Origin of the sequence: Ochrobactrum sp. Marseille-Q0166 (assembly GCF_014397025.1) — a bacterium.
Taxonomy (GTDB): domain Bacteria; phylum Pseudomonadota; class Alphaproteobacteria; order Rhizobiales; family Rhizobiaceae; genus Brucella.
Window position 1 is genome coordinate 1,087,880 of sequence record NZ_JACJUO010000002.1, and the last position, 23,597, is coordinate 1,111,476.

Below are 23,597 nucleotides of genomic sequence, written 5' to 3' on the forward strand. Positions count from 1 at the left end.
CGCGGGGGCTGCATCCGGGCTTTGACGCTATCCTGTGCAGATGAACGGTATCTGTACAGGATAGTGCGTCAGCCAATAGCCACGCTCTTAGAACAGGTGTTCCTTATAGCTAGCCTTGTCAGCGATAACCATACCATTGCCGATGACAAGAAGGCCGTCACCTGCACCCTTCTTGACGCTCACGCTGTTGTAGCCTTCAACGCCGAGATCGGTGCCGTCCTTGACTTCCTTCTTTTCGAGCAGAAGCTTGGCAAGGGCATTCATCGCCATGCCAGCCTTTTGTGGATCCCAGAAGCCGATTGCCGTGATCGCACCGGATTCAAGCAGATCAGCCGATGGGTTTGGCAAGCCCGTGCCAACCAGGCAGACCTTGCCGCTCAGGCCAGCTTCATCGATTGCGCGACCAACGCCGAGAACGTCGTTACCGGCAGATGTCTGGAAGCCCTTCAGGTCAGGATGCTTGCGCAGGATTTCCTTGGCCTTTTCATAGGTGCCGTTGGCGTCGTCGAAGGATTCATTGTTCGGATCGACGAGCTGCATGTCAGGATATTTCTTGGCATTTTCTTCCGCTGCGCCAACCCACTGCATGTGTGTGCGGCTGCCGAGCGAACCAACGAAAGTCGTCCACTTGCCGCTCTTGCCCATGCATTCTGCCAGACGCTCGTTGAGTGCGGTGCCGTAATCGGCGTTATCGAAAGCTTCAACGTCGGCCATGGTGTTGACCTGGTTGTCGGCTTCGTGGGTCACAACAACGATGCCGCGTTCCATGGCGCGCTTGAACGTGCCTTCAAGAACAGCCGGGTCCATCGGAACAACCGCAAGTGCATTGACGCCCTTGGCGACGAGATCCTGAACGATCTGGAGCTGCTGCGCGGCGTCAGCTGTTGCTGGACCGCTCTGCGTTGCAACCACATCTGGATTTGCCTTCTGATAGGCTTCAACGCCGGTGTTCATGCGGTCGAACCAAGGAATACCGCTGATCTTGACGACCGTTGCGATAACCGGCTTTTCCTGAGCGACGAGCGCGCTTGCGCTGCCTGCTGCAATTGCTGCACCGATGACAGTTCCAGCGAGCAGTTTTTTCGTTACTGATTTCATGACTTCCTCCACGCTAACATTCCCCCAATGTCTATGTTCGGGTGCCTGAGGGTTGAGCACCGATGTTTCCCTTTTGGCGATTGCCAAGGGTGAAGAAGCTCGCAATGTCGTATTTTCCGACAGCGAGGAAGGCGAGCAGCAGCAAGCCCCATGCAAAATCGCGGACAAAATTGGATAGGCCACCAAAGTTGAGCAGGCTCGACATAAGCTGCAATGCAATGGCGCTCATCACGACACAGATCACGCGGCCATAACCGCCTTCCGGCTTAACCCCCGCCATGACGGCGATCAGAATGGCGACCAGAAGGTAGGAACTGCCATAGTCGAACTTCACATTCACATTTCGTGCTGCGATGATGATGCCAGCGATGCCAGGCAGAAATCCGCTGGTTGCGTAAGTGGCAACCAGTACGCCGTTGCGCGGAAAGCCGGCAAAAACAGCAGCTTTAGGATTGGTTCCCATCAGCATCAGCCAGTATCCGTAAGGCGTAAAGCGCACGACGGCGGCAATCAGCAATGCGACTGCAATGAAGATCAGGAAGCTGATTGGCACGGCGAGGAACATATCGTTGCCGATGCGTGACAGAAGGTCCGGGCTGCCAACCATGACGGCACGACCACCAGACACGACAACTGCAAGTCCTGTAAATGCCATCTGTGTGCCGAGCGTGCAGAGGATCGGTGTGATATTGAAACGCGCAATCAGCACACCATTGACGATGCCGCCCGCAAGACCGATCGCAAGCGCCAACCCGATGAAAGCCAGACTAAAGCCGAGCTGGTTTTCGGCGCTTGAAATGAACATCGAAACGATAACTGCGGAAAGCACGCCTGCCAGATTGGCCAGAGCAATACCCGAAAGGTCGATCCCGCCATTGCCAGCGCACATTGCCAGCATCACGCCAATTGCCAGAAGTCCGATTTCCGGCACCTGGCCTGCCATCGACTGCAGATTGAACAGGGATAGGAAAGATCCTCCCGAAATATACGCGCCAAGCACGAGCAATCCGAGATTAATGACAACAAGCATAGCAAGCTGATTGCTTGTCTTCTGCATGGTCTCCTCCTGCCATGTTTAGTAAACAAGAATGTTATTCACTAAATGATTCAACAGATGGTGTGGCACTGTCAAGCCCAATATCACAGGATTTTGGTTGCTTAGAGCCTGAAATTAGCCTAATCGTTTTAAACGATGTTGTTTATGTTTACTAAACGGCGATCCATTTTTCGTTTGATGCGCGGAGAGCATGAAGAAAAAAAAGTCTTTTACGATCAGGGATATTGCTGAAAATGCGGGTGTCTCACCTGCCACGGTCTCGCTTGTGTTGAATGGCAAGGGTGAGATTTCAGGTGAGACGCGGGCACGTGTTCTTGAGTCGGTTTCCAGGCTGAATTATGTCCCACGCACTTCTAAAACCGGCACAAGCACGGGCGAAACGATACGCTTTCTCAAGATTGCCAAACATGGCGAGACGGTAAATCGCGATCACAGTGTTTTTGTCTCTGATTATATTGATGGCATGTCGTCTGAAGCGACACGCCGCAACTACACGCTGGAGGTCGTCAGCTTTGAAGGGCAGCCGATCAGTGCTGTTGCTGAATCGCTGGCCGGTGCTTCAATCCGAGGGGTGATAGCCCTGGGAACCGAGTTGTCTCCAGCCGACATTCACATGATTCAGGGACTCGGTTTACCCACTGTTTTCATTGATACATTCTACGAAGTCGTTGAAGCGAATTTTGTGGACATGAACAATGAAGATGCGGTCTTCAAAGTGCTGTCACGCTTCAAACAACTCGGACTTTCGCGGATCGGCTTTGTCGCCAGTCACACAGAAACAACAAATTTCCGGCTTCGACGTGATGCTTTTTTCAAGAATATGCAGCGGTTGGAGCTGAGCGTTCAGGAGCGTGACATTCTGTCGGTCGAGTCGACTTTTGAGGGTGCCCACCGAGATACATGTGCGATGCTGCATTCCGGACTTGATCTCGCGGAGGGCTATTTCTGCACCAATGATATTATTGCTTATGGGTTTATCCGTGCTTTGAAGGCAAAGGGTATACGTATCCCTGACGACGTATCTGTCATTGGTTTTGATAATCTTCCTCAAAGTGCCACGATGGAGCCGGGCCTTACGACGATCGAGGTGTCCAAGCGCAAGATTGGCAATCTGGCTGTGACCATCCTTGATGATCTGATTAATACATCTGAGACGCAGCCACCCGTTAAAATTCTTGTGGGTGCTGATCTTGTCTTGCGCGGCAGTGAGACGGTTTCCGTGAGACAGAAGGCGAAAAGCCATGAGTTTGGTTGAGTGTTAATACTTCGGTCGCAGCGAATTTTTGCTCGTGAAAATCGTATAGATCAGAGCAACCAGTTCGTTGTTAGGCGAGGTAAAGCGCTTTGGATTCGGGGTCGATTTCTATTCTGTCGCGCCCGTTGACTTTGGCCTGATACAGGCTCTTGTCAGCACTATCGATTAAATTCGGCAATGATAATGGATCGGCTGATCCGTGGCTGATGCCCGCACTCACCGTTAACGGAATTCGCGTATTCTCGAATAGGAACTCATTTGCCTTCATCGCAGTTTGAAGCTTTTTCGTAAGCTTTTCAGCTTCATGTATTTCTTGCTTCGGCATTACGATGAGAAATTCCTCGCCTCCGACGCGTGCAATAAGGTTGTATTCTCTAAAGGTGTGACGAATTAAATCTGCGCAATGTTTGAGTGCCGCGTCGCCGGCGCCGTGACCATAAGTGTCGTTTACAGATTTGAAATGATCAATATCGAGCATAACAGCCGATGCGCTGTGATCTGCGTTTCCTGTTTGAATGGTTTCGGATAGGGCCTGTATGCTCCAGCGGTTATAGAGCCCTGTCAGAGGGTCGCGCATTGCTATTTCGCGCAACACGGAGACGCTTCTTTCATAGGCAATCGAAAGAGAAAAGGCTCCGCTGGCGCTGATGTGAATAGTCGCCGCAATCAGGTTTAATTCCAGGAATATATCTGAGGGCAGAAGATTTTCTATCTCGGAAGACAGTACCCAGCCTTGAATTACCCTTAACAGCGATGATAGAGCGATGAAACTATAAGCAATGATTAAAGCGATTTTGGAAGGAAGTTTTTCCTTTTCTTTCCCAAGACATATAATAATTGCCAATATCTGTGCCGCGATCACAAAATTGATAAACCCGAACACTAAACTCTGGCCAAGTGACTGTGATAACAGCAAGGCAACGACAATTAAAACCGCCAGCGCAATAAACCAGATTGGCGAAGAGCGATGTCCGAAAAAATTTCGAATGGCTTGCCAGCGAAGCCCCAGACCGATCACGAGTAACGCATTTGGAACTAATAATGCTCCTGCTGTTCCATTAATATTCTTAGAGAATTGAAAAAAGGCAGCAGCAAATAACAAGTTTGAAATAACTAGATTAATCCAATAGCTTCTATCTTTTCTACCCATGCTGGCCAGCAGGAATGCCACAGCGAATACCAGCAATAATAGGGCGTTAACCATGAACATTGTTTGTTGGTCAAGGTTGAATAAGGCGTCCATTCGCTCTTCATGGCCCAATAAATTTAATAATGCTTATCAGCCTATAAACTGAATTACTTAAAAGTGATAGATTTAACATCAGGTTTAGGTCTTGTTATCCTCCCAGATAGATTGTCTGGGAGGTATAGCATTCAGGGGGCCTGATTAGCTTGTTTGAAGAAAGGCTCTCAGTTTCTCAAGTTCAGCCGGACGGATTTCATGTCCACCGGGTGCAATCAGTGATGTCACTTCCGCACCCTGTGCCTCGAACCAGTCAATCAGGCTCTTCGACAGCTTCAATGGCGAGATCGGGTCAGCTTCGCCCGCGGTGATCAGAACGCGTTTACCCAACAGCTTCGGCTGTGGTTCCGGTGTCCACGGGATCAGTGGATGCATGAGAGCTGCACGGTCGAACAAACTCGGATCCGCAAAAAGCATGGATGCCAGAATGTTGGCTCCATTTGAATAGCCGAGCGCATAGATTTCGCGTTCCGTGTGATGCTCACGAACCTCGCGTATAAAATCCAGCATCTTCTCCGTGCGCAGACGAAGATCGTCCATGTCATAGACGCCTTCGCCGGTGCGCCGGAAGAACCGGTTCGCACCGAATTCCGAAACATCACCGCGCGGAGCAACAATACCTGCGTCCGGCAGAATCTGGTCGATCAGGCCTGTGAACTGATGTTCATTGCCGCCTGTGCCGTGAAACGCGATAACGACTGGCGAACCGGCTGCACCTTCGCGACGGAAACTCTGATAATCATTTCTGGTCATGCTAATCCTCCAAAGAAGCGCCTCCGGCAGAGCCGGAGGCAACCCATTATTTGTCAGTAAGAGGAATGAGATTGGCTTCGATACGATCACGATAAGCTTCGTAACGGCTTGGCAGTTTGAGTGCTTCACCCAAATGTGCCGTATCCTCATCGCGGTCAAACCCGGGTTCGTTGGTCGCGACTTCAAACAACACGCCGCCCGGCGTACGGAAGTAGATCGCCCAGAAATAATCGCGGTCGATCACTGGTGTGACATGGTAGCCAGTGTCCATCAGCGCCTTGCGCACTTCAAGTTGTGCAGCTCGGTCCGGCACCGCAAAAGCGATATGGTGGACAGAACCCGCTCCCTGACGTGCAGCCTGTGCCGAAGGCAAAGCTTCAAGGTCAATCGTATCTGCACCATTGCCATTGGGAATGATAAAGCGGCTGACATTGCCTTCGGTTTCAGCGCGTTCATAACCCATGAACTTGAGCAGTTCCGCACTGGCATCAATATCGTGAAGCCGCATACGGGCGCCACTGAAGCCGCGAATAGCCACATCTTCAGACACGCCCGCACTGATCCATGGCGCACGCTTGTCGTCGTCAATCTCAACGAGTGCAAAACCATCACCATCCGGGCCCTGAAAGCGAAGGCGCTCAGCACCAAACACACGGTCTGATTCAAGACCTGTTACGCCCTTTGCGACCAGACGGTCTTTCCAGAAGCTGAGCGAACCCTTTGGTACTGCAAATTCGGTTTCACCAACTTCGCCGACACCTGGACGGCCGCGTACGATATTCGGAAACGGGAAGTAGGTCATGACCGAACCGGGGGTGCCGACTTCATCACCATAATAGAGGTGATAAACGCTTGGTTCGTCGAAGTTCACGGTCTTTTTCACGCGACGCAGGCCGAGTGTGTCGGTGAAGAAGCTGTTGTTCTGGCGGGCATCAGCGGCCATGGAGGTGACGTGGTGAAGGCCCTTGATCTGGTTCAGCATGATGTTTGCCTTTCTGCGGCATTGCCGCTTTGCAATCTTGTTGAACACAATCTAGTTCGCTTGATAATTGATAACAATTGATGCATTAATTGGTATACTGTTACGCAGATTGCAATAATGGCATGAATGAACTTAAAGCGCTGAGAACTTTTTTACTTGCTGCCGAGAAGCGAAACTTCGCGCAGGTCGCGCGCGAGATGGATATGACGCCAGCTTCCGTTACCCGCACAATCGCGGCGCTTGAGGCTGAGTTGGGCGTGCAACTTTTTGTCCGCACCACACGACAGGTCTCACTGACAAGCGATGGCGCGGTGTTTGCCGCGCGTATTGAGCCTGCTGTCAATACGCTGGAATCTGCGCGGCTTGAATTGATGAATGTGCATAAGGCCGATCAGGGGCGGCTGCGGATCAATGCGCCGATGTCGCTCGGTCAGCAGGTATTGCCGCAGATTCTGTGCGCTTTCCGCGAGCTTTATCCGAAGATTGAAGTCGAGCTTTCATTGACCGACCAGATGCTCGATATCGTTGAGCAGGATTTCGATCTGGCGATCCGTATTTCAGGCGCGCCATCTGATAAATTCACGATCTGGCGCAAGATCATCGAAATAAAGCGTATTCTGGTGGCTGCGCCCAGTTCGCCCTTTGTCGACGCTGCGCATCCGAGTGAGCTGCCATCGGATCGATGTCTGGGCTATAGTTCAGAAAGTCGCCGGGAAAACTGGGCTTTGTCGGATGGAGGCTCAACGGTCAATGTTTCTGCCGGGCGTATGATCAGCGCCAATAATGGCGAAGTGCTGGCCAGTATGGCGGCTGATGGGGCAGGGGTCGCCATGCTGCCTGTTTTCATCGTGGCGGAACATCTGCGCACGGGACGCCTTGTGCAAATTTTGCCGGAATGGTCACCGCCGCAACTCTGGCTCACGCTTTATTATCCGCCATTCCAGAAACTGCCTCCTCGTATTGCGGCCTTTTCGGATTTTTTCGAGCGTGAGATCAAGGCAATCGTCACGCGGATGGTTTGATGGTTGTATGAAAAGCGGTGATTTGATTTATTGATCGACGCGCGGTTTTGGGCTGCTTGACGCATCTCTTCTGCCTGATTGCGCCCTCATAAATACAATTTATTGACAAAATGACGATAAGCTGATGACATAAAGTTAATAAAATAAAAGGGACATTCTATGGTGCATGAGGCAGATCCGCAGAGCGGCTCAGATATTTTGCTGGCAATGCAAGAATCGGGTTTCGATGAAGTGTCGCTTCCGAAGCATCTGCGTTCCGTTGCATCCCTCGGCCCTATTGTATCTTCCTCACATCTTGCCGAAGGTGGTTCGCCGGGCATGTCAGAAGTCGAATACGGGCTTATTCTGGCATCCCACGCATTTTCGCGCTGGATGGTTCGCTGCATGGCGGCGGCAGGCTTGCCGGGATTGTCTCCCATTGAAGTTTTGATCCTTCATTCGATCCGGCATCGTGGCCGCGAGAAAAAACTCGCTGATATTTGCCTCGTGCTCGATATCGAAGATACGCATATCGCGACATACGCCATCCGTAAGCTGGAAAAGGCGGGGCTTTTGACCACTGGCAAAGCTTCCAAGGAAAAGACAGTCAAAATTACCGAGAAGGGTGCAGAGGCTTGCGCGCGCTATCGCGAGATTCGCGAGCGACTGCTTGTTGAATCAACAACCAATGCACGCCCTTCAGAAGAGACGTTGTCGGAGGTTGCGGCACTTCTGCGCTTCATGTCCGGTGCATTTAATCAGGCCACACGGTCGGCCATTACACTATAAGAGAGTTACTGGTTTGAGTGGAACTGTGTCCAAACCTCTGCTGACGGTTGAGGGTCTGAGTGTTGAATTCGGTGCCAATCGCGTCGTTAATGATCTGAATTTTTCTGTCTCCGCTGGTCGCACACTGGCTGTTGTTGGCGAATCTGGTTCGGGTAAGTCGATTACGTCGCTTTCGATCATGCGCCTTGCGGATATGAGCGGCGCAAAGTTTCCCGACGGACGCATTCTGTTTAATGGCCCTGAAGGTGAACGCGATCTGCTGAAAGTCGATCAGAAAGCAATGCGTGGCATTCGCGGCAAAGACATTGCGATGATCTTTCAGGAGCCAATGACGTCACTTAATCCGGTCTTCACCATCGGCAATCAGATTTCAGAAGTGCTGATGCTGCATGAAGGCATGTCGAAGAATGCCGCTCTGGCTGAAGGCAAGCGTTTGTTGGAGATGGTGCGTCTGCCGGATGCGGAAGGACTGCTCAAGCGTTACCCGCATCAGCTTTCCGGCGGTATGCGCCAGCGCGTTATGATCGCGATGGCACTTGCTTGCCGTCCAAAGTTGCTTATCGCTGACGAACCCACCACTGCACTCGATGTCACCATTCAGGCCCAGATTTTGCACATCATCAAAGATTTGCAGAAAGAGCTTGAAATGGCGGTCATTTTCATCACGCATGATATGGGCGTGGTGGCTGAAATGGCCGACGACGTTGTTGTCATGTGGAAGGGCAAAAAGGTTGAAGAAGGCCCAGTTGGCCGCATCTTCGAAGCGCCACAGCATCCTTACACACAGACGCTTCTGTCGGCCGTTCCGAAACTTGGCAGCATGACGGGCGAAGCGTTCCCGAAGCGCATGCCGGTGATGATGATGCGCGATGGTGTGCCTGTGCTGTCAGGCGAAGAGCGCATTCAGGACACGGCACATTATAACGGCAAGCCGCTTCTTGCCGTTGATGATCTTTATGTGCGCTTTCCGATCAAGAAGAATCTGTTTGGCAAAGTTACCCATGTCTGCAATGCAGTCTCGAAGGTTGCTTTCGACATTTATCCGGGTGAAACCCTCGCACTTGTTGGTGAATCCGGTTCTGGCAAGTCGACCATAGGACGCACGATCCAGCAGCTTCAATCGCCGCTTTCCGGCGATATTCGTTTTAACGGCAAAGCCTATTCGCAGATGAGCGCTCAGGAACGCTATGCGATGCGCCGCGAAGTGCAGTATATTTTCCAGGACCCATTTGCTTCGCTTGATCCGCGCAAGACTGTCGGCTTTTCCATTGCAGAGCCGATCCGCACCCATGGCCTTCTTGATAACAATAAAGCGATCAATGCGCGGGTGGCAGAATTGCTGGAACGTGTCGGTCTCGGTCCTGAACATGCTTCGCGTTATCCGCATGAGTTTTCCGGCGGCCAGCGTCAGCGTATCTGCATTGCACGCGCGCTTGCATCAAAGCCCAAGCTTATCATCGCCGATGAAGCACTCTCGGCGCTCGATGTTTCTATTCAGGCGCAGGTAATCAACCTGTTTATGGACCTCCAAAAAGATCAGGGTCTGGCCTATTTGTTCATCAGCCATGACATGGCGGTTGTTGAAAAGATGAGCCATCGCGTTGCTGTGCTTTATCTTGGGCAGATCATGGAGCTTGGCTCACGCCAACAGGTTTTTGAAACGCCTTCGCATCCTTACACGCAGCGTCTGTTGTCTGCCGTACCGGTTGCCGATCCTTCGACGAGGACCCAACGCGCAGCTCTGGAAGGTGAAATTCCAAGCACAACGCGCCGGATTGATGACAAGCCTGTCATTTACAATCATCGCGAAGTTTCACCAGGCCATTTCGTTGCTGAAAGCGCTTGATTTCCTAAACTTAAATGAAACCCAAAGGGGAAAATAATGATAAAGAAAGCACTGAAAGCCGCTCTTCTGGCTTCCGTTCTGTCGGCTGCCGTGATCGCATCGGCTCCGGCTTTCGCCGCAGGCAAGCTGACTGTTTCGTCGCCGCAAGACCCGGGCAGCTGGGACCCGATCGACACATTCCTCGTCAACTGGGCTTCGGTCGCAACCAATATTTTTGACGGCCTTGTTTATCGTGGCCCTGATCTTAAAATCGTACCGGGCTTGGCTTCGTCGTGGGAAGAACTCGATGAAGGCAAACGTATTCGCTTCAACCTGCGCGAAGGCGTGAAGTTCCACGATGGTGAACCATTCAACGCAGAAGCGGTGAAATTTACCTTTGATCGTCTGCTTGGTGAGGAAGGCGCGAAAGGTCCGCAGCGTTCCAATTATATCGCCATCGAAAAGATCGAAGTGATCGACGACAAGACGGTCGATTTTCACCTGAAGACACCTGATCCGGTTCTGATCACCAAGCTTGCTGGCTATGGCGCAATGATCGTTCCGCCGAAATATATCGCTGAAAAGGGCGAGGACTATTTCAACACGCATCCGGTTGGCACCGGCCCTTTCAAATTTGTGTCCTACGAACCAAAGGTCAATATCCAGCTTGAAGCCTTTGCTGATCACTGGGGCGGCGCACCGAAGATTTCAGAACTTGAATATCGCTTCATCACAGAACCTTCGACTGCCGTTGCTGAACTTCAGGCCGGCCGCGTTGATCTCGTTATCCCGCCAACCATTCCTATTGGCATGATCCCGACGATTGAAGGCGATGCAAACCTGGAATTGGTTACAACTGATGGCCCGACGGTTGATGCGCTGCGCTTTAACACGCGTGATGGCATCACAAAGGATGAGCGCGTTCGTAAAGCCCTGATTATGGCTGTTGATCGCGATGCGATCATCCAGTCGATCCTTGCTGGTCAGGCAGAGCCGATTGCCAGCTTCCAAGGCGCTTTGTCGTTTGGCTACGATCCTGAACTCAAGCCCCTGCCATACGACCCTGATCAGGCTAAGAAGCTCCTTGAAGAAGCAGGCGTTCAGCCCGGCGCAACGGTGCAGATTGACGTTCGTGGTAATGACGCGACTTTCAATGAAGTGACACAGGCTGTTGCAAGCTTCCTGCAGATGGTCGGCATCAATGCAACGATTAAGCCATATGACGTGAATGTGCTGCTGAACGATGTTATTCCACAGGGCAAGACTGGCGCTATGTTCCAGCAGAAATGGGGCGGCTGGACGTTTGATTATGATAACACCGCTTACTCGATGTATCATTCGGGTGAGAAGTGGAATCCGTATGAAGAGGACGAGCAACTCGACAAGATGCTCGAAGCGCAGCGCTCTGTTCTCGACCGTGGTGAGCGCGAAAAGATGCTTCAGGAAATCGCAAAATATGCGGCTGATAAGGCATATGAAATGCCACTTTATAGCTCCAAAGCGATTTTCGGCGTGAACAAGCGTGTGAAAAACTTTGTTCCAGCACCGGATAACCGTCTGCGTTTCACAGATGTAACCGTCGACTAATCAAAAATAATACGGCAAGCCGTTAACCGGCTTGCCGCTCTGTTTCGGAGGTGCTCAGGTGGCCGGATTTCTGATAAAACGAATTTTGCAGGCGTTGTTCGTGCTGATCGCGATGACGATGCTCGTCGCCTATGCGATTCGCCTGACGGGTGACCCAGCACTGATGTTGACGCAAGGTGCGGGTAGTGTCACAGAGGCTGATCTTGAGCGTATCCGTGAAGGACTTGGTTTGAACCAGCCGTTCCTCGTTCAGTACTGGCAATTCCTCAAAGGGTTGTTCACATTTGATTTCGGTCGCAGTTTTCTCGGCGGCACGCCTGTTTCTGTACTGGTTGGAAAAGCCTTGCCTGCAACGCTGATGCTTGCTTTTGCGTCGCTGTTTGTCTCGCTTGTGATTTCCATTCCACTCGGCATTAAAGCGGCTGTGTCCCGCGGTAAATGGGCGGATCAGCTTATTCGTGTTTGCTCACTGGTTGGCCTGTCGTTCCCGAATTTCTGGCTGGCCACGATGCTCGTTTTGCTTTTCGGTATTTCGCTGCAATGGTTGCCGCCAAGCGGTATGAGCGGCTTCTCAAGCTTCATTATGCCAGCAATGACGATGGGCATTATTCTGACCGCAACCAATGTGCGTCTGGTCCGTACGTCGATGCTCGAAACGCTGCAATCGCAATATATTATGGTGGCGCGTGCCAAAGGACTGAGCGAAAACAAAGTGCTCTACAAGCACGCTCTTCGTAATTGCGCGATCCCGCTGATTACATTCATTGGTCTTCAGTTTGGTGGTCTTTTCGGCGGCATCGTGGTCATTGAAAAAGTGTTCAATTGGCCGGGTATGGGCACACTTGCTTTTGATGCGGTTGGTGGCCGTGATTACCCGGTTCTTCAGGCAACAATTGCAATTTTGTCGATGATGATTATCGGCGTCAATCTTCTGGTAGACATAGCATATGGCCTTGTCGATCCGCGTATCCGGACGGAGTAGTGCAATGGCTACACAAGCGGTTAAAAAGACCTCAAACCTGCGGCTTTCGCGCTTTGCAAATCTGGAATTCATTGTTGGATTTCTGCTGACAGGCGGCATCTGTTTTGCGGTTATTTTCTCCAGCTCTCTCTTTCCCGCTGGTGCGAACAAGGTGGACCTTCTGGCGCGTTTGACGCCGCCCTTTGTTAATCCTGCGCATATTTTCGGAACCGATCCGCTCGGACGCGATGTTCTGGCACGTGTGATTATCGGCGGTAAAATTTCACTCTTTGTCGGCTTTGTATCGGTTATTGGTTCTGTGATCATTGGTACGATCATGGGGCTGGTTGCAGGTTATTATCGCGGCTTCTGGGACATGGCCTTGATGCGCTTTGTTGATGTGCAGCTTGCGATGCCATTCATCCTGCTTGCGATTACTTTCATGGCTATTCTCGGCGGCGGACTGGTTAACACGATCATCCTGCTGATTGTCTCGCAATGCGTTCAATATGCCCGGCTGGTGCGCGGTTCGGTATTGTCGCTGCGCGAGCGCGAATTTATCCTCTCAGCGCGTTCGATTGGCGTCAAAGACTGGCGTATTATCTTCCAGCATCTCCTGCCGAATCTGATGGGCCCTGTCATTGTTCTGATGACGCTCAATGTGGCCAATAACATTCTGCTTGAATCAAGCCTGACCTTCCTTGGTTTTGGTATTGATTCAACCATTCCAAGCTGGGGCGGAATGCTCGCTGATGGACGTACCTACCTCCAGACAGCATGGTGGGTAAGCCTGTTCCCGGGCCTTGCAATCCTCTTCACCGTGCTTGGCCTCAACCTTCTGGGTGATTGGCTGCGCGATAGTCTTGATCCTACAGGCAGGACTGCACGATGAGCGTGATTTTTGAAAAGACCTACCAGCGTTCAATTGATGTGCTGATCGAGCGCTTTGTAAAGTCGCAAATGCGTGGCGCGCGAGTTGAAGCCTGGCTGTTCGATGACCAACCCAGCCGTTTTGCTGCGGAAACGAAGCTGCGTGAGTTGGGCGTCGAAGCGTGTCTGCGTTCAGCCTATAAGCCGCTTCTGCATTTCTTTTTGGAAGAGGTAGACGGTGCTGAACTGACGGCTGCAACCGTTCGCTATCCGCGCCATGACAATTGCGTCGAGAACCGTTTCTTGCTGGAAACCTATCCACTGTCAGCACTTCTTCCAGAAGCAAAAATCAGCTTCAGTGCATCTGGCAAAGATGATTTTTTCTATGAAGTCGATTTGACGTTTGCCGATGGGCACAATGAAAGCCATCGCGTTTTCGCACCCAATCGCGTTCATGAAGATTTTATTGGTGAAACGCTTGTTTCACCGACCGGCTGGCTGGTCGTTGAACATGAAGGCCGCGTTGAAAGCGCACGCTTTGAGACCGATTATGAAAAGCTGTTTCACGATACGATTTCGACCATTGCGACCCATGACTGGGGCAGGGGTGAACCTTATTTCGAAGAGCTGAATATTTCGGTCAGTCTGCCGATTACCGACCGTCGCCTGCCTTTTGATGAGGAAGCGCTGAGCCTGACGGAAGCTCTGCACGAGGATATATATTTCTCGCTGCTGGAGGTCTTTCAGAAAAAGTCTGGTCGCCCTATTGGTGATCGTGGTTTGCAACCCGGGCAGATCATGCCGGAAGTCCGCTTCCATGATGCCGAGCCTATGGTGAAAGTCGAAACACGACCACTTGCAACAACTGATGCGCTGACTGCCGAGCAGGTTTTGGAAAATGCACAGGCACCGCTTTCCGCTGACCAGATACGCCGAGAAATTGCGAAGCTTGGCGGCTCGCCGTTTGACGCTAAGACGCGTGCAGGGCGAACCGTGCGGGCAACCTATGTTTCGGGCAGTAATTTGCCGATGATGATTAGTGCTGGCCAGCACGCCAATGAAACAACGGGGATTGTCGGCGCATTGCGCGCTGCAAACCGTCTAGTTGCACGCGATGGCGCACATTTCACAATCTCTCCGCAGGAAAATCCGGACGGCTATGAAATCCATAAGCGTCTTTGCGTTTTGCACCCGCATCATCTGCACCATGCCTCTCGTTATACGGCGCTGGGCGATGATCTCGAATATCGCAGCGGCGAAGGTCTTTTTGAGAAGGCGATCCGTGTAGAAGCAGAGGCCCTTACAAGTGCGAAGCTTCATGTCAATCTGCATGGTTATCCGTCGCATGAATGGACACGGCCACTGTCAGGCTATGTGCCACGTTCTTTTGCCATGTGGACGCTGCCAAAGGGCTTCTTCCTGATTATTCGCCACCATGCATCATGGGAAAAGCAAGCTGAACAATTAATGGATCATGTGACAAGGCACCTTGGTGCTATCGATGGTTTGCTTGATTACAACGATGCGCAGATCAGGCTTTTTGAGCAATATGCGGGCGAAACGGGTTTTCGCATTATCAATGGCTTCCCATGTCTGGTCGGCGTTGATGATCGCCATACGGTTCCGCTGACGCTGATTACGGAATATCCGGACGAGACGATCTATGGCGATGCTTTTGTAAAAGGTCATACCGCACAAATGGAAACTGTTGTCGCGGCTTATGAGGCTCTGCAATTGTTCCGTTTCGGATCAGCCCTAACCAGCTGATGTGACAGCGTTAAGTTGAAAGCAGAAAGCCGCCCCTCATAGAAAAGGTGCGGCTCTTTTTATTGTGTTTTTGAAGCTTAAACCGGAAGCCTTTGACGGACAAGCGTTGTCCAGTAAGAGCATCCCCATGCAATGACATCATCGTTGAAATCATATTTTGGATGATGAAGATTGGCGCTCGGGCCATTGCCGATGTTGATCATGGCGCCCGGTACTTCATTGAGCATGAAGGCAAAATCTTCGCCGCCGAGGGTCGCAGGCATATCGCGTGTAACCCGATCAGGGCCGGACACAGCCTCCGCTGCGAGAGCGGCCAGTTCTGTTTCATTCTCATGATTGACTGTCACAGGATAATTACGCTGATAATCCAGCGTGGCTTTTGCACCGAATGCATCGGCGATGCCTTGAACAGCTCGTGTAAGACGCTCTTCGACGTGATCGCGTACTTCTTCACGCAGGGTACGCACGGTGCCGGTCAGCTTGATCGACTGAGGAATAACGTTGAAAGCATCGCCACCATGGATTGTGGTGATCGAAATCACAGCAGAATCCAGCGGATCGATTGTGCGGGCAGTCAGGGTCTGGATCGCCTGAATAAGCGCTGCCGTCACCGGTATAGGATCAATCGTATGATGCGGCGATGCGGCGTGACCGCCAACCCCGTCGACCACGATGTCGATCACATCTACAGAGCCCATGATCGGACCCGAATTGATTGTGAAGTTGCCCACTGCCAGATTGGGGCGATTATGCATGCCATACACTTCGTTGACCGGCCAGCGCTTGAAAAGCCCATCGTCGATCATGGCCTTTGCACCCGCACCACCTTCTTCGGCAGGCTGGAAAATGACGATGACCGTGCCGTCAAAGGCCCGACTTTGAGCCAGTTCGCGCGCCGCGCCCAGAAGCATCGTGGTGTGACCATCATGACCACAGGCATGCATCTTACCGGGAACCTTCGATGACCATTCTGCACCAGTCTCTTCGAGAATTGGCAGCGCATCCATGTCAGCACGCAACGCAATAGCGCGGCCGGACTTGTTGGTTTGTCCGCGAATAACGCCAACCACGCCTGTGCGACCAATGCCGGTCACAACTTCATCGAGACCCGCTGCACGCAATGCTTCCGCCACTTTTTCGGCGGTACGGTTCACATCATAAAGCAGTTCCGGGTTTTCATGCAGATCACGGCGGAAAGCAACCAGATCGTCAAGCTGGTTCGAGGTCCAGTTTTCAACCGGCATATCAGGCTCCCTGTTGTTTGGTGTCGAGGCTGTATCGGAAGTCGCAATGGCTTGCGCCCTTCATGATGGTCTGTGTGCGCTCCAGCTTCATTTCTGGATTATAGCCGATGCAGAAATCACCATCGCGATTACAGGACAGCAGATGGCCGATATGACCAAGCCCCATATCGCGGTACATTTCTGAATAACGGCAACGCTTCACGTTAAAATCGAAATGATCCTTGCCCTGCGATAACACTTCGATTTCCAGCGCGTTATCTTTTGTCCACAGCGGCAAAATATCGGCAAAGTCCTGAAGATCGGGCGTCCGGCCAAGTTCTTCCGCAAAGTTCTTACCTTGTTCAATCGCTGACCTGGTAACAGCCTCACCGATTGCGGCCTGAGCTTCTTCCTCGCCTGACCGCTCGCGAAGAACCTCATAGACATTTTTCAGAACGAGCGCCTCGATGCGGCGGCGCTCGAGAATTGGCATTTGATTCATGGATCTACCTTTCACATGAATATTGATTGGTATGTTCAGAGATTGGGCTCGGTAAGGTCCTTGCGTCGCAGCCATGCGAGATAAAAGGGTGCGATCTTCCGCGCGATTTTATGGAAAGGCAGCGGCGCCTGCTCTGAGAACGGCAATGCAAGTTCCTGAACCGGCTCCCCATCCAGTGCTCGCGCCAGCTCTCGCCCAAGTGCTGTGCCGAGGGCCACCCCGCGGCCATTGCAACCGATCCATGCCCAGCCATCGGTGCCGAGCTGATGGACACGCGGAAAACGGTCCCATGTCATGCCGATATAGCCGCTCCAGACATGGGTCATTTCGGGCTGCCCAAGCGCTGGGAAAGCCTCTGCCAGATTGCGCGCAGCCTTGTGCTTCACACGTTCTGCAACATTGTAGTCGCCCATGACCACACCGCCGGTAATCAGACGATTGCGCGCATCATAACGGAAGAACCGCAGGTCGCCACGTGTATCGGATACCGCCTGACGGCCGAGAAGAATTGTTGCACGGAGGTTGTCGCTGAGTGGTGCCGTTGCCATCTGCCACGAGAGAACGGGCACGATGCTACGTGCCAGACGTGGCGCCAGTTTTTCACGCAATTCACCCGTATAGGCGTTGGTTGCGAGCAGAAAGCCTTTTGCACGAACCGTCGCGTTTTCGGTGCGTACTTCCCAATGATCGCCCTTGCGTTCATAGGAAATGACCGGGCTTTGTTCATGGATAGTTGCACCATGGCATTCGGCTGAGGCTGCAAGGCCACGGGCCAGAGCCAGCGGATTGATATGGCCGCCAGTCGGGTTGAACATGCCGCCATACCAGAAATCGCTGCCTAGCAGCTTGGCGGTCGCAGCACAATCAAGATATTCTGCCGGAAACCCAAACCGCTTCCATGCTTCGACACGCGCTTGTGATAGCTTGATCCGTCCTGGTGAATGCGCAGGCTGGAACCAGCCGGTTTGCTCTGCTTCCGCTGCGATGTTCTCCTCACGCACGATGGAAAACAAAATATCCGCACTGTTGCCAATCAGCTTTGCAAAACGCTCACCGGATGTTCCGTAACGTTTGGCGATAGCATCAGGTTCGGCGGCGGTCATGGTGGGAATGACTTGGCCATTGTTGCGTCCGGATGCTCCCCAGCCGACTGCTTTGCCTTCAAGCAAAATGACACGCTTGCCGCGCTTGGCGAGGTGTAAGGCTGCTGATAGGCCCGTGAAGCCGCCGCCAACGATAACGACATCTGCTTCAGCATCGCTTATCAAGGGCTTTGCAGGCGGACGGCTTGGGGCTGTTGCGGCCCAGATTGATGGTGGGAACTGGATGTTTTCCATAATGTCTGGCGCTTTCATTCTGCGCTGGTCGAGCGAGGAGGCGTCCAGTTTTTGCCGGGAATGGAGGCAAGCAGACGCTGCGTATATTCATGCTGCGGATTGGCAAAGACTTCAGCCGTTAGCCCGGCTTCCGCGATTTCACCCTTCGACATCACGATAATTCGGTCGCAAAGCTGTGCTGCAACACGCAGATCGTGCGTTACAAAGAGAAGCGAGAGGTTGAGCCTTTCGCGCAGATCAGCCAGCAGGCGCAGTACTTGTGCCTGAACCGAGACATCGAGTGCGGAAACCGGCTCATCTGCCACGATAATGCGTGGCTCCAGAGCCAGTGCACGGGCGATGCCGATACGTTGGCGCTGACCGCCGGAGAATTCATGCGGAAAGCGATCCGCGGCAGAAGGTGAAAGCTCAACCAGTTCGAGCAGTTCACGGGCTTTGGCATGGGCCTGTTTTTTTGGCACGCCATGAACAATTGGCCCTTGTGCAATCAGATCAACGACGCGTCGACGCGGGTTGAGTGAAGCCATCGGGTCCTGAAAGACCATCTGGATATCTTTGCGCATGGCGCGAACTTCGCGTGCGCTGGCGCTGAGAAAATCACGGCCATTCACATCGACTTTGCCACTGTCGGCCTCAAGCAGTCTTGTCACGATCCGTGAAACTGTGGTTTTTCCCGATCCGCTTTCGCCAACAACGCCCAGTGTTTCACCCTGTCGAAGTTCAAACGACAAGTCTTTGACAGCAGGCACGGCACTGCGCTTGCCGCTGAACAAACCACCCTGCGCCTTGAATGTCTTGCGAAGATTGCTGGCCTTGAGAATGACAGGCAGACTATTGCCGGATGATGTGACTTCTGGCGGCGTCAGTGCGGGAACTGATGCGATCAGCGCCTTGGTGTATGGATGCTGCGGATGATTGAGGACCTGTTCGGCAGGGCCTTCTTCAACGAGCTCACCAAGACGAAGCACCGCAACACGATCCGCGATTTCTGCCACCACGCCAAAATCGTGGGTGATGAACAGGATACCCGTATTGTGTTCGCGCTGAAGATCGCGGATCAGCTTGAGAATTTGCGCTTGCGTTGTAACATCAAGTGCAGTTGTGGGTTCATCGGCAATGATAAGGCGCGGTTTCAGAATAAGCGCCATGGCAATCATGACGCGCTGGCGCTGACCACCGGAAATCTGGTGCGGATAGGCATTATAAGCCGATTGCGGGTCAGGGATTTTGACTTCCCCCAACATGTCGAGCACGGCAGCACGCCGTTCCTTGCGACCAAGCTTGGTATGAAGCCGCAGCACCTCATCAATTTGCCAGCCCACTGTCTTTTGCGGGTTGAGTGCCGTCATAGGTTCCTGAAAAATCATCCCGATACGGTCGCCGCGCAGCTTTTTCATATCGGCTTCGCTCAGCGAATAAAGGTCGGTGCCTTCGAGCTTGATTGAGCCGTTTGTAACGCGCACATGTGGCTCTGGCAGAAGCCGCATGATGGCACCCGCCGACAGGGACTTGCCCGAGCCGCTTTCACCCACAAGACAGACGATTTCACCCGGCTTGATGGTCAATGTCAGGTCCTGCAAGGCGTAGCGGCGATCCGCCCCCTTGGGCAGGGCGATTTGCAGGTTCTGAATTTCGAGAACGGGAGCCGCAGTCATTTCTTCTTCTGCCTTGGGTTGAGCGCGTCGTTAAGCCCTTCGCCGAGCAGGCTGAAAGAAAGCACGGTGAGCAGAATGGCAATGCCGGGAATAACCGAACAGAACCAGTCGGTGCGCAACACGGCACGGCCTTGACCGATCATGTTGCCCCAGCTCGCATAATTGGGATCGCCGAGGCTTAGAAACGCCAAAGCACTTTCCATGAGAATAGAGGTCGCCATGACCACCGACGCAAAAACCACGACCGGCGGCAAGGCATTGGGTAGAATTTCACGGAAGATAATCGACAGGTTTCCGACACCGAGATTGCGCACAGCGTCAACAAATTCGCGCTTACGCAGAGCCATAAATTCGGCGCGGACCATACGCGCAGGCGCGGTCCATGAAACAATGCCAATACAGATGATGATGTTCTCGATAGAGGAACCGAAAATTGCCACCAGTGTTAGCAGCAGTACAAAGCTTGGCACGGTCTGGAAGGCTTCCGTCACACGCATGAGCGCATCGTCGATCCAGCCGCCGTAATAGCCTGCAACTGCGCCAATGATGATGCCAATGACAATCGAAATCATGGTGGCAATAACACCAATCAGCAGCGAAATGCGCGCACCGTGAAATATTCCCGCCATGATGTCTCGCCCGAGCTGATCGGTTCCCAGGGGCGTTGCAGCATTGACGAATGGCCACGTAAGCGGTTCACCCACGCGGCGCAGTGGATCGCCGGGTGTAATGACATCGGCAAAAACTGCGATAAACACCACGGCAATGAACAGAATAAGGCCGAGTACAGCTGCACGGTTGCGGCTGAAACGCTGCCACAAAATCCGGGCGCGTGAGGCTTGCGGGCGAGGAAGAGTGAGGTCTTGAGAAGTCATGACAGTTCAATCCTGGAATCAAGCCGCGCATAGATAAGGTCGGTGATAAAATTCACGATCACCACAAGCACCGAGCATAGAAAGATGATACCCATCAATGTGTTGAGGTCGCGCTTTATCACAGAGGTGTAAGCCAGCTGACCAAGGCCGGGCAGTGAGAAGATCGTTTCAATCACCACGGAACCACCAAGCACAGTCGAGAACTGAAGCCCGAGGAGTGTTACGACCGGAAGAAAGGCATTGCGCATGATGTGATGGAACATGAGGCGCGCACCACTCGCACCTTTGGCGCGTGCGGTACGGACATAATCCAGATCTTCGACTTCCAGAACACTGGTGCGCATCAGGCGCATGTAGAAAGCAACATAAATCAGCGAAAGCGCTGTGGTGGGCATCACCATGTGAACGGTAATGTCCCAGACGTTTTTCCAGCCAGAGTAGAATCCGCCAATCGTTTTGTAGCCGCCAACAGGCAGCCATCCAAGTTTGACGGAAAAGACAAACATTAAGATGAGGCTCAAGAAGAAGCTTGGCATCGCATAACAGATCAGGCCAAGTGTTGAGATCGCATTATCCGTCAGTGAATAGGCGCGGCGTGCCGCAAAGGCGCCAAGCGCGATGCCGAACACAAAAGCCACCGTAAGCGACGAAACCATGAGAATAAGGGTTGGTACAAGGCGGGATATCAGCACATCCAGCACCGGTAACTCATAGACATAGGACCAGCCGAAGTCGAACTGTGCAAGCTTCGTCATGTAAATCCAGAGCTGAACCCAGACTGACTGATCAAGACCATATTCGGTACGCAAATTGGCGACAAATTGCGGATCGGCACCGCCCATGTCGCCGACAAGGGCATCCACCGTGTCGCCGGGTGCAAGCTTGATAAGAAGGAACGAGCCGATCATGATCAAAAGAATGACCGGTATCGCCTGCAAAATACGCCGGAGCGCAAAACTCAGGATGGGAGGCAGGGACATTGGGGATTATCCTGCAGATATTCGGATGCAGTTTCTGCTTTAAGGAGGAGAAAAGCTGTTGCCGGAAGCCGGCAACAGCCTGATTGCGGTTATTGATCGATCCAGAGGTCATACCAGCTTGAAGAATCCCAACGCGGTGTATTGTGATGGTTCTTCAGTGCCTTGTTGGTTACGCCGACAAACGGATGTTCAATTGCAAAGATGACGGGAAGATCTTTCATCTCAAGCTTCTGAATCTGATGATAGAGATCTGCACGTTTTGCCGGATCAAGCTCGGAAGCGGCCTGATCAATCAGCTGATCCATTTCATCGGATTTGTAATCGAACTGGTTCGACCACGCTGTGCCAACCGGTGCGCCCGAACGGAGCCAGACGGTTGTGGAAACAGCAGGATCAGAGCGGAACTGATGCCAGCCGCTTGCCGTGTCGAAATCGTGATCACGATAGACGCCATTCAGGAAGCCCGGTGCATCATTGGTCAGCAATTCCACATCGATGCCGACTTCTTTCAAAGCCTGTGCGTAATATTCAGCCCATAGCTGCGTATATTCCCCCCAAGGTGCCGGACGATGGCGCAGTTTGAAGCGAATACCATCAGGGCCCGCGGGATACCCAGCTTCGTCAAGCAGCTGCTTGGCCTTTTCGACGTCGTAAGGGTATGTTTGCACGTCATCTGTATAATTTGCGCCACCAGAGCTTGGGATCGGGCCACGACCCGGCTTGGCATAGCCGCGCATGATGTTCTTGATCGCGAAATCAATATCAAGCGCGTGATAGATCGCCTGACGAACTTTCAGATTTGCAAGGATCGGATTGCGCAGGTTGAATTCAACAGTCGAGTGCGCAACGTTGTTTTCAAAACCTTTGGTTCCGGTGTCGAAACGGCCATCTTTCTGGAGGCGTTCGGTGTCGGACATGGAAATACCGTTAAAGCCGGTTTCCATCAATTCGCCAGCTTCAAGTGCTGCCGCAGCCGCAGCCTTATCAGGCATGAAGCGCCATATCACACGGTCGAGATAAGGATATTCCTTGCCGCGCCAGTAGTCATCGTTACGCTCGGCAATGATGTGCTGCCCGCGCTCATACTCAACAAATTTAAACGGACCCGTGCCAACTGGCGCCGAGTTGTATTTGTTCTTTAGAATATCCGTGCCTTCATAGAGGTGTTTTGGTACCGGATGTCCAAGATCAGGCATGGCCGCAACGAGCAGTTCCAGCGGCATAGGCTTTGAATAGTTGAAAACGGCCGTATGCGGATCTGTGCAATCAACGGATTCCAGATTTGCCTGGAGCGTCGTTGAATAGTTGAGCAGTTTTTTCCACAGGTTCATCGCGCTGAAGGAAACGTCCTCGCAGGTGAAAGGCTGACCATCGTGCCAGCGAACATTCTCGCGCAGCTTGAACGTGATCGCCTTGCCGTCTTCCGATGAAGTCCAGCTTGTTGCCAAAACAGGCACATAGCCTTCATAGGTGCGATCAATAAGCGGCTCCATAATACGGCCAGTAATCTGGTATACGCCAGTGGAAGCGCGCAATGCAGGGTTAAGGACACCCTGTTCGGTATTCATGTGTACAATGACCGAGCCGCCGCGTTTCACTTCTTCGGCGTGAGATGACGCCGAAGCGAGCGAAAAAGCGGCGAGAAACAGGCCAAGGCCGGCTTTTCTGATATGCATTATATGTTCCCCTGAAGGACGTTGAGGGAGGGCTTTCAAGCCTCTTTTCCCGCACCGGCCAATATTGTTCAAGCCCTTGAAATAGCTCAAAAAGCTACCTCAAAGTGCAAATAATCCATGCAAGCACGACTATGCTAGAATCTGCTGAGATATTGTCAAGA

20 protein-coding genes are annotated in these 23,597 nt (G+C 52.5%); 8 read left to right on the top strand and 12 right to left on the bottom strand.

Annotated features, from left to right (window positions below; all coding sequences use genetic code 11):
- Positions 1–87 precede the first annotated feature (87 nt).
- Positions 88–1,098, bottom strand: coding sequence for a substrate-binding domain-containing protein (locus H5024_RS16330; protein WP_187548174.1), 1,011 nt, complete (start codon positions 1,096–1,098; stop codon positions 88–90).
- A 31-nt stretch (positions 1,099–1,129) separates the two neighbouring features.
- Positions 1,130–2,155 (bottom strand): ABC transporter permease, encoded by a 1,026-nt coding sequence (locus H5024_RS16335; RefSeq protein ID WP_187548175.1) that lies wholly within the window; start codon positions 2,153–2,155, stop codon positions 1,130–1,132.
- Positions 2,156–2,345: 190 nt separating this feature from the next.
- Between H5024_RS16335 and H5024_RS16340 the strand changes: the two genes are divergently transcribed.
- Positions 2,346–3,410 (top strand): LacI family DNA-binding transcriptional regulator, encoded by a 1,065-nt coding sequence (locus H5024_RS16340; RefSeq protein ID WP_187548176.1) that lies wholly within the window; start codon positions 2,346–2,348, stop codon positions 3,408–3,410.
- Positions 3,411–3,480: 70 nt separating this feature from the next.
- Here the strand turns inward: H5024_RS16340 and H5024_RS16345 are convergent, their stop codons facing one another.
- The 3 genes from H5024_RS16345 to H5024_RS16355 all read right to left on the bottom strand — a co-directional run bounded on the left by H5024_RS16345 (position 3,481) and on the right by H5024_RS16355 (position 6,388).
- Positions 3,481–4,653: a GGDEF domain-containing protein gene (locus tag H5024_RS16345; RefSeq protein WP_187548177.1), complete on the bottom strand. Its 1,173-nt coding sequence runs from the start codon at positions 4,651–4,653 to the stop codon at positions 3,481–3,483.
- Positions 4,654–4,797: 144 nt separating this feature from the next.
- Positions 4,798–5,406, bottom strand: a complete 609-nt coding sequence (locus H5024_RS16350) for an alpha/beta hydrolase (protein WP_187548178.1) — start codon at positions 5,404–5,406, stop codon at positions 4,798–4,800.
- Positions 5,407–5,452: 46 nt separating this feature from the next.
- Entirely contained in the window at positions 5,453–6,388 is a 936-nt protein-coding gene (locus H5024_RS16355; RefSeq protein ID WP_187548179.1) for a VOC family protein, read from the bottom strand.
- 122 nt (positions 6,389–6,510) lie between these two features.
- Between H5024_RS16355 and H5024_RS16360 the strand changes: the two genes are divergently transcribed.
- The 7 genes from H5024_RS16360 to H5024_RS16390 all read left to right on the top strand — a co-directional run bounded on the left by H5024_RS16360 (position 6,511) and on the right by H5024_RS16390 (position 15,188).
- Positions 6,511–7,410: a LysR family transcriptional regulator gene (locus tag H5024_RS16360; RefSeq protein ID WP_187548180.1), complete on the top strand. Its 900-nt coding sequence runs from the start codon at positions 6,511–6,513 to the stop codon at positions 7,408–7,410.
- Between the two features lie 159 nt (positions 7,411–7,569).
- On the top strand, positions 7,570–8,178 hold the full coding sequence (locus H5024_RS16365) for a winged helix DNA-binding protein (protein ID WP_187548181.1): 609 nt from the start codon (positions 7,570–7,572) through the stop codon (positions 8,176–8,178).
- Positions 8,179–8,203: 25 nt separating this feature from the next.
- Positions 8,204–10,024 carry an ABC transporter ATP-binding protein gene (locus H5024_RS16370; protein ID WP_348770706.1) on the top strand — a complete coding sequence of 607 codons (1,821 nt, stop codon included), beginning with the start codon at positions 8,204–8,206 and terminating at the stop codon, positions 10,022–10,024.
- Between the two features lie 36 nt (positions 10,025–10,060).
- Positions 10,061–11,590 carry an ABC transporter substrate-binding protein gene (locus tag H5024_RS16375; protein ID WP_187548183.1) on the top strand — a complete coding sequence of 510 codons (1,530 nt, stop codon included), beginning with the start codon at positions 10,061–10,063 and terminating at the stop codon, positions 11,588–11,590.
- Positions 11,591–11,648: 58 nt separating this feature from the next.
- The gene (locus H5024_RS16380) at positions 11,649–12,572 is read left to right on the top strand and encodes an ABC transporter permease (RefSeq protein WP_187548184.1); all 924 of its coding nucleotides are present in this window, start codon (positions 11,649–11,651) and stop codon (positions 12,570–12,572) included.
- 4 nt (positions 12,573–12,576) lie between these two features.
- Entirely contained in the window at positions 12,577–13,443 is an 867-nt protein-coding gene (locus H5024_RS16385; RefSeq protein WP_187548185.1) for an ABC transporter permease, read from the top strand.
- Positions 13,440–15,188 carry a peptidase M14 gene (locus tag H5024_RS16390; protein ID WP_187548186.1) on the top strand — a complete coding sequence of 583 codons (1,749 nt, stop codon included), beginning with the start codon at positions 13,440–13,442 and terminating at the stop codon, positions 15,186–15,188. The genes H5024_RS16385 and H5024_RS16390 overlap by 4 nt, the downstream gene beginning before the upstream one ends.
- Before the next feature lie 77 nt (positions 15,189–15,265).
- Here H5024_RS16390 and H5024_RS16395 read toward each other — a convergent pair whose 3' ends face one another.
- From H5024_RS16395 to H5024_RS16425, 7 genes are all read right to left on the bottom strand, one after another.
- Positions 15,266–16,432, bottom strand: a complete 1,167-nt coding sequence (locus H5024_RS16395) for a M20 aminoacylase family protein (protein WP_187548187.1) — start codon at positions 16,430–16,432, stop codon at positions 15,266–15,268.
- Between the two features lies 1 nt (position 16,433).
- Positions 16,434–16,913 carry an L-2-amino-thiazoline-4-carboxylic acid hydrolase gene (locus H5024_RS16400; protein ID WP_187548188.1) on the bottom strand — a complete coding sequence of 160 codons (480 nt, stop codon included), beginning with the start codon at positions 16,911–16,913 and terminating at the stop codon, positions 16,434–16,436.
- 35 nt (positions 16,914–16,948) lie between these two features.
- Positions 16,949–18,268 (bottom strand): FAD-binding oxidoreductase, encoded by a 1,320-nt coding sequence (locus H5024_RS16405; protein WP_247875311.1) that lies wholly within the window; start codon positions 18,266–18,268, stop codon positions 16,949–16,951.
- A complete protein-coding gene (locus H5024_RS16410; RefSeq protein ID WP_187548189.1) occupies positions 18,265–19,905 on the bottom strand; it encodes an ABC transporter ATP-binding protein in 1,641 nt (546 codons plus the stop codon). Before H5024_RS16410 ends, H5024_RS16405 begins: the two co-directional genes overlap by 4 nt.
- Entirely contained in the window at positions 19,902–20,780 is an 879-nt protein-coding gene (locus tag H5024_RS16415; RefSeq protein ID WP_187548190.1) for an ABC transporter permease, read from the bottom strand. Before H5024_RS16415 ends, H5024_RS16410 begins: the two co-directional genes overlap by 4 nt.
- Positions 20,777–21,760, bottom strand: coding sequence for an ABC transporter permease (locus H5024_RS16420; RefSeq protein WP_187548191.1), 984 nt, complete (start codon positions 21,758–21,760; stop codon positions 20,777–20,779). Before H5024_RS16420 ends, H5024_RS16415 begins: the two co-directional genes overlap by 4 nt.
- A gap of 89 nt (positions 21,761–21,849) precedes the next feature.
- Positions 21,850–23,436 (bottom strand): ABC transporter substrate-binding protein, encoded by a 1,587-nt coding sequence (locus H5024_RS16425; protein ID WP_187548192.1) that lies wholly within the window; start codon positions 23,434–23,436, stop codon positions 21,850–21,852.
- Positions 23,437–23,597: the final 161 nt, after the last annotated feature.

What these genes read in the sequence shown, in the direction of transcription:
- H5024_RS16330 (WP_187548174.1), bottom strand. Translation starts at nt 1,098, where the DNA reads ATGAAATCAGTAACGAAAAAACTGCTCGCTGGAACTGTCATCGGTGCA.
- H5024_RS16335 (WP_187548175.1), bottom strand. Translation starts at nt 2,155, where the DNA reads ATGCAGAAGACAAGCAATCAGCTTGCTATGCTTGTTGTCATTAATCTC.
- H5024_RS16340 (WP_187548176.1), top strand. Translation starts at nt 2,346, where the DNA reads ATGAAGAAAAAAAAGTCTTTTACGATCAGGGATATTGCTGAAAATGCG.
- H5024_RS16345 (WP_187548177.1), bottom strand. Translation starts at nt 4,653, where the DNA reads ATGGACGCCTTATTCAACCTTGACCAACAAACAATGTTCATGGTTAAC.
- H5024_RS16350 (WP_187548178.1), bottom strand. Translation starts at nt 5,406, where the DNA reads ATGACCAGAAATGATTATCAGAGTTTCCGTCGCGAAGGTGCAGCCGGT.
- H5024_RS16355 (WP_187548179.1), bottom strand. Translation starts at nt 6,388, where the DNA reads ATGCTGAACCAGATCAAGGGCCTTCACCACGTCACCTCCATGGCCGCT.
- H5024_RS16360 (WP_187548180.1), top strand. Translation starts at nt 6,511, where the DNA reads ATGAATGAACTTAAAGCGCTGAGAACTTTTTTACTTGCTGCCGAGAAG.
- H5024_RS16365 (WP_187548181.1), top strand. Translation starts at nt 7,570, where the DNA reads ATGGTGCATGAGGCAGATCCGCAGAGCGGCTCAGATATTTTGCTGGCA.
- H5024_RS16375 (WP_187548183.1), top strand. Translation starts at nt 10,061, where the DNA reads ATGATAAAGAAAGCACTGAAAGCCGCTCTTCTGGCTTCCGTTCTGTCG.
- H5024_RS16385 (WP_187548185.1), top strand. Translation starts at nt 12,577, where the DNA reads ATGGCTACACAAGCGGTTAAAAAGACCTCAAACCTGCGGCTTTCGCGC.
- H5024_RS16390 (WP_187548186.1), top strand. Translation starts at nt 13,440, where the DNA reads ATGAGCGTGATTTTTGAAAAGACCTACCAGCGTTCAATTGATGTGCTG.
- H5024_RS16395 (WP_187548187.1), bottom strand. Translation starts at nt 16,432, where the DNA reads ATGCCGGTTGAAAACTGGACCTCGAACCAGCTTGACGATCTGGTTGCT.
- H5024_RS16400 (WP_187548188.1), bottom strand. Translation starts at nt 16,913, where the DNA reads ATGAATCAAATGCCAATTCTCGAGCGCCGCCGCATCGAGGCGCTCGTT.
- H5024_RS16405 (WP_247875311.1), bottom strand. Translation starts at nt 18,268, where the DNA reads ATGAAAGCGCCAGACATTATGGAAAACATCCAGTTCCCACCATCAATC.
- H5024_RS16410 (WP_187548189.1), bottom strand. Translation starts at nt 19,905, where the DNA reads ATGACTGCGGCTCCCGTTCTCGAAATTCAGAACCTGCAAATCGCCCTG.
- H5024_RS16415 (WP_187548190.1), bottom strand. Translation starts at nt 20,780, where the DNA reads ATGACTTCTCAAGACCTCACTCTTCCTCGCCCGCAAGCCTCACGCGCC.
- H5024_RS16420 (WP_187548191.1), bottom strand. Translation starts at nt 21,760, where the DNA reads ATGTCCCTGCCTCCCATCCTGAGTTTTGCGCTCCGGCGTATTTTGCAG.
- H5024_RS16425 (WP_187548192.1), bottom strand. Translation starts at nt 23,436, where the DNA reads ATGCATATCAGAAAAGCCGGCCTTGGCCTGTTTCTCGCCGCTTTTTCG.